General features: G+C 56.0%; 13 protein-coding genes and 2 pseudogenes. 9 read left to right on the top strand and 6 right to left on the bottom strand.

From position 1 onward, the window contains the following. Positions 1-293 precede the first annotated feature (293 nt). From tssJ to tssM, 4 genes and pseudogenes are all read left to right on the top strand, one after another. Complete coding sequence (tssJ, locus tag LJU29_RS15875) at positions 294-794, top strand: type VI secretion system lipoprotein TssJ (protein ID WP_054996203.1); 501 nt, start codon at positions 294-296, stop codon at positions 792-794. Further along, on the top strand, positions 791-2,122 hold the full coding sequence (tssK, locus tag LJU29_RS15870) for a type VI secretion system baseplate subunit TssK (RefSeq protein WP_257110914.1): 1,332 nt from the start codon (positions 791-793) through the stop codon (positions 2,120-2,122). The genes tssJ and tssK overlap by 4 nt, the downstream gene beginning before the upstream one ends. Positions 2,123-2,130: 8 nt before the next feature. Next, positions 2,131-2,994 (top strand): type IVB secretion system protein IcmH/DotU, encoded by an 864-nt coding sequence (gene icmH, locus LJU29_RS15865; RefSeq protein WP_257110913.1) that lies wholly within the window; start codon positions 2,131-2,133, stop codon positions 2,992-2,994. A 13-nt stretch (positions 2,995-3,007) separates the two neighbouring features. Beyond that, positions 3,008-6,509: pseudogene (tssM, locus tag LJU29_RS15860) on the top strand (type VI secretion system membrane subunit TssM). Between the two features lie 43 nt (positions 6,510-6,552). Here tssM and LJU29_RS15855 read toward each other — a convergent pair. Together LJU29_RS15855 and LJU29_RS15850 are read right to left on the bottom strand one after the other, a co-directional pair. Continuing rightward, on the bottom strand, positions 6,553-7,011 hold the full coding sequence (locus tag LJU29_RS15855) for a metallophosphoesterase family protein (protein WP_057454160.1): 459 nt from the start codon (positions 7,009-7,011) through the stop codon (positions 6,553-6,555). A gap of 123 nt (positions 7,012-7,134) precedes the next feature. Further along, a complete protein-coding gene (locus tag LJU29_RS15850) occupies positions 7,135-8,151 on the bottom strand; it encodes a zinc-dependent alcohol dehydrogenase family protein (RefSeq protein WP_257110912.1) in 1,017 nt (338 codons plus the stop codon). 181 nt (positions 8,152-8,332) lie between these two features. On the opposite strand from LJU29_RS15850, the gene LJU29_RS15845 reads away from it, so the two are divergent. Then, on the top strand, positions 8,333-9,232 hold the full coding sequence (locus tag LJU29_RS15845) for a LysR family transcriptional regulator (RefSeq protein ID WP_122321076.1): 900 nt from the start codon (positions 8,333-8,335) through the stop codon (positions 9,230-9,232). A 58-nt stretch (positions 9,233-9,290) separates the two neighbouring features. Here LJU29_RS15845 and LJU29_RS15840 read toward each other — a convergent pair whose 3' ends face one another. Both LJU29_RS15840 and LJU29_RS15835 read right to left on the bottom strand, forming a co-directional pair. Beyond that, the gene (locus LJU29_RS15840; protein ID WP_257110911.1) at positions 9,291-9,869 is read right to left on the bottom strand and encodes an ATP phosphoribosyltransferase regulatory subunit; all 579 of its coding nucleotides are present in this window, start codon (positions 9,867-9,869) and stop codon (positions 9,291-9,293) included. A 309-nt stretch (positions 9,870-10,178) separates the two neighbouring features. After that, a complete protein-coding gene (locus LJU29_RS15835; protein ID WP_054077284.1) occupies positions 10,179-10,682 on the bottom strand; it encodes a GNAT family N-acetyltransferase in 504 nt (167 codons plus the stop codon). Positions 10,683-10,820: 138 nt separating this feature from the next. Here LJU29_RS15835 and LJU29_RS15830 point away from each other — a divergent pair, with 138 nt between their 5' ends. After that, positions 10,821-11,666 (top strand): TauD/TfdA dioxygenase family protein, encoded by an 846-nt coding sequence (locus tag LJU29_RS15830; protein WP_054077369.1) that lies wholly within the window; start codon positions 10,821-10,823, stop codon positions 11,664-11,666. A gap of 92 nt (positions 11,667-11,758) precedes the next feature. Continuing rightward, entirely contained in the window at positions 11,759-11,995 is a 237-nt protein-coding gene (locus tag LJU29_RS15825; protein WP_054077285.1) for a hypothetical protein, read from the top strand. Between the two features lie 66 nt (positions 11,996-12,061). Here the strand turns inward: LJU29_RS15825 and LJU29_RS15820 are convergent, their stop codons facing one another. Together LJU29_RS15820 and LJU29_RS15815 are read right to left on the bottom strand one after the other, a co-directional pair. Continuing rightward, positions 12,062-12,601 (bottom strand): BRO-N domain-containing protein, encoded by a 540-nt coding sequence (locus LJU29_RS15820; RefSeq protein ID WP_122321072.1) that lies wholly within the window; start codon positions 12,599-12,601, stop codon positions 12,062-12,064. Positions 12,602-12,993: 392 nt separating this feature from the next. Beyond that, complete coding sequence (locus tag LJU29_RS15815) at positions 12,994-13,497, bottom strand: GAF domain-containing protein (RefSeq protein ID WP_005744147.1); 504 nt, start codon at positions 13,495-13,497, stop codon at positions 12,994-12,996. A 199-nt stretch (positions 13,498-13,696) separates the two neighbouring features. On the opposite strand from LJU29_RS15815, the pseudogene LJU29_RS29915 reads away from it, so the two are divergent. Then, positions 13,697-14,767, top strand: a pseudogene (locus LJU29_RS29915) (methyl-accepting chemotaxis protein); the annotation flags it as partial. Beyond that, a complete protein-coding gene (locus tag LJU29_RS29910) occupies positions 14,750-15,622 on the top strand; it encodes a methyl-accepting chemotaxis protein (RefSeq protein WP_442628808.1) in 873 nt (290 codons plus the stop codon). The pseudogene LJU29_RS29915 and the gene LJU29_RS29910, both read left to right, overlap by 18 nt. Positions 15,623-15,649 lie beyond the last annotated feature (27 nt).

Genomic DNA, 15,649 nt, shown 5'->3' with positions numbered 1-15,649 from the left:
ATTATCTGGGACCTTTTTCCAATGAACGTTCATTGTCGGCGCTCTGCGCCTTTTATGCTCGCTGTGATGATTTGCCTTGGAGGGTGCACTGGCCATTTCAAGTTCAGCGATGATCAATACCGGGCTTTGGGCAGCCCTGAACCCACCAGCCGAAACGAAGTAGTAGACGAATCGAGTGTGGGGCTCCTGGACATTCCCCACCCCAGTGTCAGCGCATTCTATAGGCGTGAGCTGTTATGAGCCGCCGTTCGGTTGTATCGCTGCCTCCATCAGGATTTACAGGGCTGAATTCAATGAGTCTTCACGTTAGCCGAGTCAAACGGTCACTAGTGTTACTGCTGTTACTCACGCTCAATGGTTGTTCAGCACTCTCACCGTACTCAACGCAAACCCGTTTGGATTTACGACTGAATGCAGACAATCAGCTTAACCCTGATGTCAATGGCAGGCCCTCGCCGATTGTTCTCAAGGTCCTGGAGCTCAGGCGTCCGGTGACCTTCGAGAATATGGATTTCTTTTCGCTTTACCAACGGACTGCTCAGGCACTCGGGCAAGACCTGATTGCAAGCGAAGAGTTTGAACTTCGTCCAGGCGAGAGTATTGAACTGAAGCTGAAACTGGATCAAGGCAGTCGTTACATCGGTGTACTGGCTGCCTATCGAAATTTGCCGGAAACCCAATGGCGTCACGTGATCAAGGTTCACCCCAAACAGCAGAATCGAGCCGTTTTCGTACTGGGTGAATCCGGCCTTCAACGGGCAGATAGCCAGACAGGCACAGGAAATCCTACATGAACGCGCACAAGGTTATCTGGCAGGAAGGCATGTTGCTGCGGCCGCAGCACTTTCAACATAACGATCGTTACTACGACCATCAATTGCGGGTTCGCACTCGGTTGGCGGGCGCCTACAACTGGGGGTTCACGGCCCTGGAAATAGATCCGCATTTTTTGGGCTCGGGACAGATCGTACTGGCTCAGGCCTCGGGTATCCTGCCGGACGGTAGCGTGTTCGACATATGCGACCGTAACAGTCCATTGGCGCTGGATATTCCTGCAAACACTTCAAACATGCCAGTGTACATAGCGCTGCCGACAATGGCGGGTAATTGCATTGAGACACGCAGCCACGAACAGCCGGAGGTGATCGCACGCTTTACAGCCTACGCAACGGATGTTTTGGATTCGAACGCCGGAGCAGACTGTTCCACTTCGGTGTTATGCGCGCGCCCGGAATTTCGTCTGTTAGTGGGAGAACCTCGCGGAGAGCACGCCTACACCTTGCTCAAGTTGGGGCATATTCTTATCTGCAGCCCTGACAAGGCAATAACGCTGGACACCGGTTTTTCACCGGCCTTCATCAACGCCAGTGGTTCACGCTACTTGATGTCGTGCCTCAAGGAAGTTGTAGGTCTGCTGCAGCATCGAGGCGACATCATCGCCGAGCGCATCGGAACATACGGCCAGGCGCGTGGTGCAGAGACGGGCGATTTCATGATGTTGCAACTGATTAATCGCAACGCGTTGGTACTTCAACACTATCTCACTACCCGGCAGGTGCACCCCGAAGAACTGTATCGGGCGCTGTTATCTCTTTTTGGCGAGTTGTCGACGTTCGGCGATGAAAGCAGACGTCCTCGACTGGAGGGCAGCTATCAGCACAGTGATCAGGGCGCAACGTTCAAACGTTTAATGTTTGCCATTCGACAAATGCTGTCGATGGTTCTCGAGCAGCACGCGCAGGAACTTGAGTTGCAGCCCAGGCAGTACGGCATTCTGGTCTCGCCTCGGGTGGATCGTGAGTTGCTGGGGGATGCCTCATTTGTCATTGCCGCTCGTGCTGATTGCGATACCGAAGAGCTGCGTGGGCGACTGCCTTCGCACCTCAAAGTGGGCTCTGTGGAAAGTATTCGCGAACTGGTGAGTCTGCACCTGCCGGGTATGCGGCTCAGGCCGCTGCCTGTGGCTCCGCGGCAAATACCGTTTCACGCTGCAAAAGCCTATTTCATTCTCGATATCGATGACCGGGTCCAAAGCGGAATCGATAAGTCAGGTGGATTTGCTTTCCATGTATCAGGTGAATTCCCGGGGCTTGAGTTGCAGTTCTGGGCGATCAGAAATTGAGTAGAGTGATGGATATGCAAAGCAGTCGCGAAGACCATGCCGTTACCTATGGCCGGGACAATGTCTGGCCGGGTGATGACATGTTCACGAGTCCCCACGATGCGAATCTTTTCGAAGGTCTGCAGGAACGGTTGATCAACAACACCCTGCAAGTATCCGAAAAGCGGGTCAGTATCCATGTCAATTCGCTGGTTGCTGCCGCGAGCGAATTGCTGGCTCAGGTGTCCAGGCTGTCTGCAGCCGAAGAGTTTGGCGATATTGCGCTGCTGAACGTACAGCTATCGGACCAGATCAAGCTGTTCGAGGCCGAGGGCCGGCGAAACGCTATAGAAAATGATCAGCTACTGGCTGCGCGCTACGTGCTCTGTACAGTCGTGGATGAAGCTGTGTTGAACACGCCCTGGGGCAGCAAGAGTGACTGGTCGAAGATCAGTCTGCTGAGCCGGTTTCACAAGGAGACATTTGGCGGCGAAAAATTCTTTCACCTCCTCGAAAAGCTTTCTGCCAATCCGTTCAAGCATCTGCCGATGCTCGAGCTGATGTACCTGTGTCTGGCGCTCGGGTTTGAGGGGAAATACCGCTCGCACCGCTTTAATGGCCACGAACTGGAGGACATCCGCGATAGCCTCTATCGGCAGATAAGGCATGTGAGAGGCGACGTGTCCCGAACTCTTTCACCTCGCTGGCAGGGAGCGCAATCCAAGTCTTCTGAACGGCTGCGTGTCGCACCGGTATGGCTGGTTATGCTGTTCACGGTTATCAGCCTGGCTGTGCTGTATTGCGGATTTACCTGGGTACTCGGTGAGCAGCGTGAGGTCGTGCTCAAACCCTATCAGACAGCGTATCTGGCAGCGCTTGAGCTCCGGTCTTGAAATGAGAGATGCAATGAAAACCCTGTTCAAAAAACTTATCGCGCTGCTGTGCAGTACCTGGGCCTGGTCGCTGCTGTTGGTGCTCGTGCTGGCCGCTTGTATATGGATATTCGGGCCACTGCTGGCGGTGGCGGATAACAGGTTTTGGGAGAGCCCCATTGCGCGACTCGTATCGATCAGTGTGTTGTTTCTGGTCTGGGGTCTCGGGATTGTCTTCAACAACTGGCGCATTGGTTTGCAGAAAAAACAGGCGCAAGACAGTCACGCAGGTCAAGAACTTCTGCGTAAGTCTGTCGCCATGGAAAAAGAGCACCTGGAGCTTGCCAGTCGTTTCAAGGATGCCCTGCGCGTTCTCAAGGATTCTGCGCTGTATGGCAAATTGGGTGCCCGGGGTCGAGTCGAGCTGCCCTGGTATGCGCTGATCGGCCCGCAGGGCAGCGGCAAGACCAGCCTGCTGGACTCTTCCGGGCTCGACTTTCCCCTGCACAGGCGTGGGCGCAAACTGACGCACGACACGAGCAGCACCAGCAGTTGTGGCTGGTATTTTACCGAGCAGGCTATTTTGCTGGATACATCGGGCCGCTATCTTGACCAGCCTGTACCCGAGGTCGACGGCAGCGCCTGGATGACCCTTCTGGGGTTGTTACGGGGCCGCTACCGCGTACAGCCGCTCAGCGGTGTGCTGGTGACGTTGCCAGTGGACATTTTGTTTGACGAGCGTGACAAGCGTCTGGAGAAAACGGCTGAAGACGTGCGCGCGCCTGGACGAAGTTTTTCAGCAACTGCACGTTGATGTGCCGGTTTATCTGGTACTGACCAAGGCTGACTCGATAGCAGGTTTCGATGATTTTTTTGATCAACTGTCCCGTGAGGAAAGTGAGCAGGTCCTTGGAGTCACGTTCCAAAACGGCCAGAGTGGCACCGACAGCGGTGTTCTCATTCAGGAGTTTGAGACGTTGCTGCAACGGCTTGGCGGCCAGGTCATCACTCGCATTCATCAGGAACGAGACAGCCAGCGCCGTGGCAAAATGCTTGAACTCCCCAACCTGCTTGGAGGTGTCGCACACAGACTGGGTGTTTTTGTCGAACTCGCGTTCTCTGGAAATCGCTATCAGCGCGCCAGCCAGTTTCGTGGGTTCTACCTGACCCGTGCGCCGCAACTTGTTCAGAGCTCTCAAAAAGCTGATGGGGAGGGCAGTACCGGATTACAGGTTCCACAACCTGGAAAAGCACGGTTCATTCACGATCTGTTGCGGCATGTGATTTTCCCTGAGTCCGATCTCGCTGTTCTCAACAAGGAAGCACGCGGAAAGATTCTTTGGCGTCAGAGGGCAGTGTATTGCTCCGCGCTATTGCTTTTATCTGTGTTCGGAGTGCTATGGACGACTGGTTTCAGTGCTAACCACGACCGGCTGGAGCGGCTTCGTATTCTGGGTGAACAGTGGACGCAACAGCGTTCATCGCTCATCGCCGAGGATGATCTACTGACAGTCCTTGATAGCCTGAACACCCTTTACCAGGCCGCTCAGGTATTTCCGGACAACAGTGATGTCACTCTGTATGAGCGCAACGGTCTTTATCAGGGCGAGCCTGCAAATGATGTGCTTTTGCGCGCTTATCATGCCCAGTTGCAGGGCCAGTTGCTGCCACGAGTGGTGCGGATGTTTGAAGCCCGCATAATGGCCAGCCTGCAGGATCGCGAGCAGTTACTGGACAACTTGCGCGCCTATCTGATGCTGGTTCAGCGTGAACACCGGATACCTTCTGCGCTGAAGGAGCGGGTGGCGACCGACTGGTCAATTCGTTATGTCGGGCATGCACAGGCTCAGCACGAGTTGAATCAGCATTTTGGGCGTTTGCTCGAACAGTCTTTTGCCTATCCGCTAAACGACACATTAGTGGCGCAGGCTCGGCAGGTGCTGCGTAACGAATCCTTCGCCAACGTGGTTTATCGGGTATTGCGTGAAAAAGCGCGTGTACTTCCGGACTACAGCCTTGGCCACCACACCGGCCCTCAGGCAAAGCATTTGGCTGGTACTGACTATCGGATTCCCGGGTTCTATACACGCCAGGGCTACGAGCAGTATTTCGTTACCCGTGGTACAGCCGTGGTAACTGAAATCATGCGTGACAACTGGGTCCTGGGTGAAAGTGAACAGTACAACGCACATCAGTTGCGAGCATTGATGGTCGAACTGGAAAAATTGTACTTTCGTGATTACGCCGATCATTGGGCCGAAGCGATCGGTCGGGTTTCACTGCAGCCCTTTGAAGGAGCCAGCCAGGCTGCCGTGCAACTGGCCGGGCTGACGGCAGCGCATTCGCCTTTGCTGCAGTTGCTGGTCGAGGTGCGTGACAACACACTTTTCCCGGTCCTTGCAGACAGTCTCGGAGCTATGAAAGCCGAGGCTGAAAAGATTGCACCGGGCCCTGTGGCGCTCACCCAGGTTGCTGCGATTGGCGATACGTTGCAGCAGACGGTTACCGATAGCCTGCCCACAACTGCGAAGCAATCATTGCAGCGTCGCTTCGATCCTTTGCACCGCTTGCTGGATGAAGAAAATGGTCCTGCCGCCGATCTGATTACAGCATTGAACGCCATCAATGAATTGCAGATGCAAATGGCCGCACTGGGCCGATCCGGTCAGCCCGAACTGGCGGCCTACGAGATGGCAAAGGGACGAATGTCTGGACAGCGAGACGCCTTGAGCAATCTGCGTAATGCCGCGACTGTGTTACCCCAGCCTCTGGGCGGCTGGTTGAGCGCGTTGGCTGAAGATACCTGGAGCTTTGTGCTGTATCAGTCTCACCATTACCTCAACCAACGCTACAAGGCAGAGCTTTACAGTTTCTATGAACAGTCTCTCGCCAAACGCTATCCATTCCATGCGCACAGCAGCAGTGATGTGGCGCTTAATGATTTTCGCGAGTTCTTCGGCGCGCATGGCATAGCCGAGCGCTTCTTCGATAGCTACCTGAAGCCCTTCGTCAGTGGCGATCCTGGTCGTTATCGACTGCGCACGATTGACGGCTACAGCCTGCCGATGAGTCGTGCCTATCTGGATCAGATGGCGGGTGTTTATAAAATCCGCAGTAGCTTCTTTGCTCACCGCACGCAGGAACCGCAGGTGCAATTCACTCTAGAACCTCACACCCTCGATCCTGCTGTACGCCGCGCTCAGTTCCGCTTGGGTGATCAGTCACTTGAGTATCGTCATGGCCCCATCGTACCGATGTTATTCAGGTGGCCCGCTGATACTGAGGATGGACGTACAAGTCTGGTGATGGAAGGCATGGTCGGCCGGCCGCTGGGCATCGAAAAGAATAGCGGCCCATGGTCGCTGTTCCGCCTCTTTGACCTGATGCAGACCGAGCCCCTGAAGGGCCGTGATGTACTTGTGCTCAAGGCCGATGTCGGAGGCATGCGGGCCAACTATCTGTTGTCGAGCCAGCGTGCGCCGAATCCTTTTGATATGAGTGCATTACGCGATTTTCGTATGCCTGCTCAGCTGTGATGATATTCAGATGGGCTCTCGCACTTGATGCCTATCTGAGTTGTCAGTCAACCAACTGCACCAGCGTCGGCTCCATCGAATCTGCGCCCATCTCAAGCAACGCCAGCGTCACCGGCAACTTGAAACGCCGCCGCCCGGCGCTGCCCGGGTTCAGATACAGCGTGTCGCCGCGCCAATCGATAAGGGGTTTATGTGAATGGCCGGTAACGACCAGTTTCACGCTGTCATCAAGTAGTGCCGGAACATCGGCGATGTCGTGAACCAGTAGGGTTTGCCAGCCTTCGATGTCGAAGCGCAGGTGATCGGCGATGTTTTTTGCCCACTCGGCGTCCTGGTCGTTGTTGCCGCGCACGATGTGCAGCGGGGCGATGGCGCTAAGTTGGTCGACGATGTCCTGGCTGCCGATGTCACCGGCATGGAGGATGGCTTCGCAGCCCTCAAGCGCCGTAATGGCTTCAGGACGAAGCAGTCCGTGGGTGTCGGAAATCACGCCAACTTTCATCAGGGGCCTCGGGTCAGGAGCAGGGTAGGGAGGCAGTGTAACCCTTTGAGTTCGAATGGTTGATGGGGGACTGTAGCGTGCGACGCTCAGGAAGTGCCCGCGCGTCGCAACCTCAAGACCGTATCAGGCCTGATCAACCTTGATCACCACCTTGCCAAACGCGCCTCTGGCCAAGTGCTCGTATGCCTCGCGAGCTTGCTCAAACGGGTAAGCGTGATCGATTACCGGACGAATCTTGTGCTCGTTAAGAAAGGCGTTCATCCGGTCAAACGACGAGCGAGGTGCTACGGCGATACCGCGAAAGGTGGTCTGGCGGAAGATCATCGGCATCAGGTTCAGCGCCGAAGTCTGGCCGGTCAGAAAACCGATCTGCGCGATGCTCCCGCCCGCTTTGGTGGCCGCAACCGACTGATTGATGCCGTCGCCACCGGCGACGTCCAGTAACAGGTCCACACCCTTGCCGTCGGTGAGCTTCAATACTTCTTCTGCCCACTCGGGATGGGTTCGATAGTTCACTCCGGCGACAGCGCCCAGCTTCTTCACCGTTTGCAGATTTTCGTCCTTGCTGGAAGTCGCGATGACCTTGGCACCCAGGGCTGTCGCTATCTGTACAGCGAAGATCGATACGCCGCCTGAGCCCTGTACAAGGACGGTTTGCCCAGCTTCGATCTGACCGAAATCGACCAGCGCGTACCAGGCCGTGAGTGCGGCAATCGGCAATGTGGCGGCTTCTTCATCCGACATGGCGTCCGGTGCGCGTACGGCACTGTCTTCATGGATGATCATGTATTCAGCAAGGCCACCCGGCAACGGCGAACCGAAGCAGAAATCCGGCTCGTCCGGGCCTGGTGGGCCGTCGATCCAGCGCGAGTAGAGGTGCGAGTTCACGCGATCGCCTACTGTAAAGCGACTGACGCCTTCGCCTACCGCCACGACAGTACCGGCTGCATCGCTGACCGGAATCAATGGTTTGGGTATGCGATGCGGCTCGTAGATACCGTCGACGATGGCCTTGTCACGAAAGTTGAGGGATACCGCACCGACTTTCACCAGCAGTTCACCCGCTTTGGGAACCGGCGTTTCAGCTTCTCCGAGCACCAGATTGTCGAGCCCGAAATCTTTTAACAGCCACGCTTTCATTCAATGTCTCCAGCAATCATGTGTGGGCTCACAGAGGCGGTTGCCTTGTGGGCGCTGAAGTCATTGTTGGTAAAACGCTAGTACAGATAAATGGGCGCAAATCGACAGGATTGTTATCCTGTCAGGCAACAATCGCTCGGTATTTGTTCGGGGGAATTCAGCGGTGGACCTTTTACAGTCAATGCAGGTGTTCACGAAACTTGCCGAGCTGGGCAGTTTTACTAAAGTGGCGGAGGCCACGCAGATAGGGCGTCCCCATGTGACCCGGATCATTCAGGACCTTGAAGCGTCGCTGGATGTCCGGCTGTTTCAACGTACGACCCGCAGTGTAAAACTCACTGCGGAAGGTCAGCGTTTTTACGAGCGCGTGAAGAACAATCTGGCCGATCTTGCCGAAACTACTTCCATGTTCGACCGAAACGGCTCGACCCTGCGGGGGCGTCTTCGGATTGATATCCCGGCAGCGTTCAGCCAGCGTAGTTTCATGGAGAGCCTGAAAGGGTTTACCCAGGCATTCCCCGACATCGAGCTGGCCCTGGGAGTAACGGACCGCACCGTGGACCTGGTCGCAGAGGGCATCGATTGCGCGCTGCGCATTGGGGATTTACCCGATTCAAGTCTGGTGGTCCGGGAAATTGGCAAGGCCACGATGGTCACCTGCGCCGCGCCGTCCTACCTGCAAGCCTTTGGCACGCCGGAAACGCTGGACGAGCTGGCAGGTCATTGCGGTGTCAGCTTTCTGTCGGGTCAGAGTAATCGACCGTTACCCTGGCATTTCTCGTTGAATGGCGACGACTTTCCTGTTCTGCCGCGTGGTGGCATTACTGTCAACGAGTCCAACGCCTACGTGCAGTGCGGCCTTGCCGGGTTCGGTATTCTTCAGGCTCCGGGCATTACCGTTGAGTCGTTTCTGGCCAGCGGAGAGTTGGTCGAAGTGCTTGAAGCGTTTCGCCCGTTGCCGCGCCCGGTTTCTGTGCTGTACCCGAGCCGTACACACCTTGCGCCGCAGGTGCAGGCATTCGTCGCCTGGCTGAAAGAACATTTTCCGAAACTTCATCCTCGTTGGTTTGAAGTGCGATAAATACCTGCAGCAGAGCAGAGGAGCGCCTCCTTGCAAAGGCGCTCCTGGCCAAGCGGGATTAATTACACTCAAGCGCCAACACCAGCCGCTCCAGCCCGATGCCAAACCCGGCACCTTCCCTGTAGGCTCCGCCGCCGACCACCTGCTGCTGTGCACCCAGGCGTGAGCAGCGTACCTCGAAGCCGTTGCCGTTCACGTAGTAACTCAGCCCGCGTTTGACGGCGGTATTGAGTTCATAGTCCAGACCCAGCGAGTCCAGAAAGCCTGTGCAGATGGCCTGGCTGCGTTGCAAGGCTTGCTGCGGTGACGGGCCGAGAATTTCCAGCCCCAACTGGGTGAACTCACGGTAGCGTCCGGCCTGCGGTCGCTCGTAGCGATAACAACGTGCGACATAGAAAAACACTGCTTCGCGTCGCCCGTTGAGCAGGGCTTCACTGCGCTCCTGGAACAGGGCCGTTGCTTCCGGGATCAGGCAACAGGCGCGTCCGGCCTTGTCGTTGAATGCCCACATCTGGCTGATGATCTCGCTGCCGCCGGCTTTTTCGATAAAAGTGTCCTGACCCCACAACGCGGGGACTATCGCTTCTTCAGCACCCGCTTCGATGAAGATAGCTCCGGAAGCGGCTTTCTGTCTCACGCAGGGTTGCGGCTTCTGTTCCGGTCACGATGCGGGTTCCGCGTAGCATGGTCATGGTGGTGATCTCCGTTGTTTTCAGGTGGTTGTTTTCAAAGTAATAGGCAATAAAAAAGGCGCCGTGGGCGCCTTGGTTTGTTTCACTGATGGGTCAGAACGTGGATCTATGTCTGGCCAATCGATGAGCGCAAGCAACCGCGGCACCTGAGGTGGGGCCTTGAGGGTGATGTCGGTTACTTTTAAGAAATTGATTCATGGCTGATCCTTGCATGCTTTCAGCTATCGCTCAAGCAGTAGCTTCAGGGGCACGGCTTATCTCAGCCGTGCCATGCTCAAGGCATCGACGAATACGCCATCGCGCACGGCGTAGTTGCGCAGGCGTCCTTCCTGTTCAAAACCATACTTGCGATAAAGGCCTTGTGCTGCCTCATTGTCGGCAAACACGGTCAGTTCTACCCGGTGCAGGTTCATCCAGTTGTCTGCGATGTCCAGCGCTGCCGCCAGCAGTTTCGAGCCGATGCCTTTGCCGTGCCAGGCCGACGCGACGCCCATGCCTATAGCGCCGACATGGCTTTGTCGGCTGCGCGAATATTGTTCCAGGCCGAGGCTGCCGATGACTTCGCCGCCACTCAGCGCGACCAGTTTCACATGTCGCTCTGTGCTGGCTGCCAGGCGTTTGCGCCATACGTCGATGGACTGAAACGGCATTTGTAGCACCTGACGACAGACCGCAGGCTCGTTGTAGAGCGCAGTAACGCCTTCAATGTGGATTTCGGCCATGCGCTGAATGAGGATTTGCGGGGCAGGGGCGTGCACGTTGATTCATTCCTTGAACGGTCAGTGGCTGGCCAGTGTAAGGCGCAGGCAAGGTGTGCGGCCAGTCGGATCAATAAGAGGTTGCGCAGACTTTTTCATAAGTGTACCGTTGTGTTCACTTATGAAGAGGGTCGCATCATGTTAGCCACTTCGCTCGTTCAGCTGTCCCAGGAGCCCATCAAGCCAGGTATTGGCACGCGTATTTTCAACAGCAAGCAGGAACTGCTGTCGGGTCAATTCGCCGGGGAAATCCGGGAACTGTTGGAGCAGCGAGGTGTGCTGGTGTTTCCGCAGATTGATTTTTCCGATGCAGAGCAGATCGCTTTCACCCGCACGCTGGGTACTTGCTGTCCGGAAGCCAGTGATGGCCAGAACATCACCAAGATCAGCCTTGATGTCAAAGAGAACCCGGCAGGCGCTGAGTTTCTCAAGGGCTCGCTCTACTGGCATATCGACGGTACGAGCAGCGATGTGCCCATTCTGGCGTCGTTGCTGTCTTGCAAGGTGCCCGCCAGTTGGGGAGGCAATACCGGTTTCTGTAATACCTATGCGGCTTACGAGGCGTTATCGAGCGCCGATAAACAACGTTACGAACGCTTACGAGTAATTCACGCGCCATGGGCATCGTTACTCTATTACAATCCCGAGCCTGGCCTTGCGATGCTCAAGGCCATGCAGGCTATCGGCGAGAAGGAGTTGCCGCTGGTCTGGAGGCACCGGTCCGGTCGCAAGTCGCTGATTCTGGGATGCACTGCGCAGCAGGTCGTTGGCGTCGGCGTCAGCCTGGCGCAAAGCGCGCAGATTCTGGTTGGCCTTCGCGAGTGGGCTACAGCCGAGGCGTTCAGTTACAGCCATGCGTGGCAGACGGGTGATCTGGTGATATGGGACAACACCGGCACCATGCACCGTGCGGAAGCTTACGACCCCGCGTGCGGGCGAATGATGCACCGCACCAAGTTGCAGGGCGAAGAGCCTTTCGAGTGATCTGCCGGGCGCGACACACGGGTGACGCCGTGGCTGTTATATCGAGTTGCTCATTGTGAGCTGAATCGTTTTGCCGGATTGGAGAAACGAGAATGTGCAGACCTAAAGAGCCCATCGCGGGCGTATTTCTACTGTTGGTTCTGGCGGCCGGAGGCTGGGTAGCTCAGGAGCCATTTCCTCATTTCGGGATTGATCTGCCTGCCGAGGCGTTATTGGAAGGCGAGCGCCCGGTCAAACCTGTGTCGCCTCGACACCGAACGCAATTTGATGAAAGCCAGTTCAGCAGCGCCATGCTTGAGCTCGTGCCCATGTATGCGACCGTAGAGTAAACCGTAGGCTGTGTACGAAAAGTCGGCCAGCGTGGCCACTTTTTGTACAGAGCCTGTTTGAAGCGCTCAGGCAGCCCGTTTGCCCAGCAACTTCAGGCGTTTCAGCCAGCCATATTTCTTGCCGGTCGTCTGGACCTGAACGATTTCCGGCATGTCGCGCAACTTCACCCAGATATCCCCGCGCCATTGCAGCGTACTCAGGGTTGTGCCCTGCCACTGCATTTGGCAGTGAGTGGGGCCGTCGTTATTGATATCAAAGGCGCGGGCGCTCAGTGCGGGCAGCACGTCTTGTGTCAGCCAGCGTCGCAGGGCGCGGTTTTCCGGGATGTAATGGTGAATCAACAGGGCGAATACCGCAGACTCGCTGATCAGCAGGCATTTTTGCCATTCGCCGTGGGTCAACAACCATGCGGTGCGGCGCTGATCGGCGTCGAGCTTGCGGGTGTTGCGCTCGTCCAGACGCTTGCCCATCAGGCGGGCGATGTCTTCCAGCGGGAACCAGGCTTCTGCGTGCATGACAACAGCACGCAACATGCGACGGTGGCGCAGGAAGAGGGTGGGTTGGTGGTTTTCGGTGCAGGGAAGAAGGGGGAATGGGAGATCCATTGATTAAACGCTCCATAGCGAACATAGAGCCCCAATCACGTCGCTAAACGAGAAGGTGGCAGCTGTGCGAAGGTTAGCGAACCGGTCTCTAATCTTTCGCACACCGGCAGACCCGAAGGTCTCCGACGCACAGCCGCCATAACGCGATGTTCATGTTGAGCATGAAACGCGATGTCGAGAATAGAGATTCGGATCGCTAAATCCGGCCGCTGATTTTGCAGCGACGGCGCACCTTAAATCCTCGATACAGCCCGCGCAAGCAACTGAAGTCTTCTCGGAAACTTCACACAGGGCGAAGAGATTTTTCAGTCGAGCGACTTCATCCTTTCCTGCAAAATCAACGCTTCGTCCGCATGAAACGTGTTTTTCACCCGCATCAAGCGGCAGCTACATCAGTCTGTTTCGCTGATGTTGGCGAAGAAAATACAGCCGATCAATCTGGCAAACAGAGTCAGTGTTTCCGCCAGATCGGGGTCGTCAAACAACGTCACGTCGGAGTCGAGCGCACATAGCGCGCCGTACAACTGTCCGTTCGGAAGATGGATCGGCACGCCTGCATAACTCTCGATGGCGTAGCGCTTTACCACCGGCCGGTTCGCGTAGCGGCCGTTTTTGCTGATCTGCGGTACGAACAACGCTTCGGGGTTGACGCAAAACTCACTGCACAGCGTGGTCTCCAGTTTGAACACGTCCCCATCGTCGATGCCCAGGTCAGTCGGGTCGTATACAGAACAGGCGATCCAGTCCGCGTCGGTGAACTTTGCGATACCTGCAAAGCGCATGCCTGTCAGTCGGGTGACCAGCCTTAAAATGTTGGTCGTTGCCTCTATTTCGGCAATCGCAGAACGTTCCTCTGTGGTCAGGCCGTCTCGAGAAGCTGTCAACTCCAGACTCATGCAATTCTCCGAAATACTCGATGTGTAGGTACAGCGGCCCATGCTAACCGACTGGCGTGAAAGGCCATACGGGTTATTCGACGAGCCGATGTTTATTTTCGAGCATGATTTTTGACGTCAACTTTTAAAGTTTGAAGCTGCCCCGCCGACAACTGTGGGTTGTATCAATGGCAAGGACAAGCCGCTTATAACCCCCACAATGACCAGACAAGAGCAATTTACGGTGAACACTATGCTGAACAATATTTCTGTAAGGTCCAAGCTTGTGCTCGGGTTTGCCTTGGTCATTGTGCTGACCGTGCTGATTGCACTCACCGGCTGGACGGGGATCAGTTCGCTGAGCGAACGAAGCGAGAGGATTGCCGATATCGGCAAGCTGAGCACGCTGACCCGTGATGTCCGTATAGCCCGCCTGGCTTATGCGCTCAACTACGATGCCGAGCGCGCCAGCAACTGGCTGAAAGCTATCGATAGTCTCGAAAATCATGTGAAGTATGCGCAGAAAGTTTTCGACTCTCCGCTGAATACCCCGCTGGTAAATGCTTCTGCTGAAGCGATGAAGGATTATCGTGTCCACTACGACAATCTGATGCAGGCCACTGCCGCCCGCGAGGCGACCCGGTCAGTGTTTGGCCAGTACGCTGACGCAGCCGCTGACGATTTGCAAAAACTGAACGCCATTGCCCGATCAGATGACGGCAGCGCCTCGCAGCGTGACGACATTATTCAGGCGATGACGTTGTTTCAGAAAATGCGCTTCGACTTGCGTGGTTACACCTATTCCCTGAAAACCGAGAACCGGGCACCGGCTGAAACGTCGATGAACACGGTTATTAATTTTGTTAAAAATCTGAAAGGCTTCGATGGCCAGTCAGCGACGATCAAGCACCTTGTGGATGCTCTGCTCGGCTATCAGAACACGTTGAATCAGTTCACTGCGGCGCAGGAAAAGATCGATCAGGCACAGGCAGGGATCACTAAAACTATCGCCATTCTGTTTGATTCTGCCGACAAGCTGTCAGCCAATCAGGTCAGTCTGAGAATAGAAGACGTGGGCGAGGCCAAGACCCTTCTGTCTGTCTGGCTGATTGCAGCGTTAATCATGAGCGCTTTGGCGGCCTGGGTGATCACTCGTCTGATCGTCGGCCCGTTGCTTGACACACTGAAGCTGGCCGAGCGTGTAGCGGATGGCGATTTGACGTACAACCAGCCGGTCACGCGCAAGGATGAACTGGGCTTGTTGCAAGGCAGCATGCTGCGCATGACCAGCAACCTGCGCGAGCTGATTGGCGGCCTGCGCGATGGTGTGACACAAATCGCCAGCGCAGCCGAACAGTTGTCGGCTGTCACTGAGCAGACCAGTGCCGGGGTGAACAGTCAGAAGAGTGAAACGGATCAGGTTGCCACTGCAATGCACGAAATGTCTGCGACTGTTCAGGAGGTCGCACGCAACGCAGAGCAGGCTTCCCATGCGGCGGTTAATGCTTCGAAGGAAGCCCGCGATGGCGAAGGTGTGGTTTCCAAGGCGGTTGTCCAGATCGAGAAGCTCGCGACTGAAGTCAAACACTCCAAATCTGCAATGGACGAGCTCAAGAGCGAAAGCAACAAGATTGGCGGCGTGCTGGACGTGATCAAGGCCGTTGCCGAGCAGACCAATCTGTTGGCGCTCAATGCTGCCATTGAAGCGGCGCGTGCAGGTGAAGCCGGACGAGGCTTCGCGGTGGTGGCTGACGAAGTAAGAAGCCTGGCCCAGCGCACGCAGACATCGACGGAAGAAATTGCTGCGTTGATCAGTGGCCTGCAAAGCCGTACATCGCAAGTGGCTACTATCCTCGACAATAGCCAGGCTCTGACTGAAAACAGTGTCGAGCTGACACGCAATGCTGGGGTTTCCATCAATAACATGACCCAGGCGATCTCGACCATCGAGACGATGAACCACCAGATTGCCGCTGCTGCCGAAGAGCAGAGTGCGGTTGCCGAAGAGATCAACCGCAGCGTTCTGAACGTGCGCGACATTTCCGAGCAAACGGCGTCCGCCAGTGAAGAGACCGCTGCGTCCAGCGTCGAGCTGGCGCGCCTGGGTGTGCATCTGCAGAGCATGGTCAGCCGATTCAAGGTCTGACCGGCAAACTCCGGTGCGGGCAGCAAC

The sequence above is a fragment of the Pseudomonas ficuserectae genome (assembly GCF_024584585.1).
Lineage (GTDB): Bacteria > Pseudomonadota > Gammaproteobacteria > Pseudomonadales > Pseudomonadaceae > Aquipseudomonas > Aquipseudomonas amygdali.
Note: the sequence above shows the minus strand (reverse complement) of the source record. Positions and strands in the feature narration are given on the sequence as shown.

Coding starts and splice junctions, on each gene's coding strand:
- tssJ (WP_054996203.1), top strand. CDS start 294: ATGAGTCTTCACGTTAGCCGAGTCAAACGGTCACTAGTGTTACTGCTG.
- tssK (WP_257110914.1), top strand. CDS start 791: ATGAACGCGCACAAGGTTATCTGGCAGGAAGGCATGTTGCTGCGGCCG.
- icmH (WP_257110913.1), top strand. CDS start 2,131: ATGGATATGCAAAGCAGTCGCGAAGACCATGCCGTTACCTATGGCCGG.
- LJU29_RS15855 (WP_057454160.1), bottom strand. CDS start 7,011: ATGAAAGTTGGCGTGATTTCCGACACCCACGGACTGCTTCGTCCTGAA.
- LJU29_RS15850 (WP_257110912.1), bottom strand. CDS start 8,151: ATGAAAGCGTGGCTGTTAAAAGATTTCGGGCTCGACAATCTGGTGCTC.
- LJU29_RS15845 (WP_122321076.1), top strand. CDS start 8,333: ATGCAGGTGTTCACGAAACTTGCCGAGCTGGGCAGTTTTACTAAAGTG.
- LJU29_RS15830 (WP_054077369.1), top strand. CDS start 10,821: ATGTTAGCCACTTCGCTCGTTCAGCTGTCCCAGGAGCCCATCAAGCCA.
- LJU29_RS15825 (WP_054077285.1), top strand. CDS start 11,759: ATGTGCAGACCTAAAGAGCCCATCGCGGGCGTATTTCTACTGTTGGTT.
- LJU29_RS15820 (WP_122321072.1), bottom strand. CDS start 12,601: ATGGATCTCCCATTCCCCCTTCTTCCCTGCACCGAAAACCACCAACCC.
- LJU29_RS15815 (WP_005744147.1), bottom strand. CDS start 13,497: ATGAGTCTGGAGTTGACAGCTTCTCGAGACGGCCTGACCACAGAGGAA.
- LJU29_RS29910 (WP_442628808.1), top strand. CDS start 14,750: ATGCTGCGCATGACCAGCAACCTGCGCGAGCTGATTGGCGGCCTGCGC.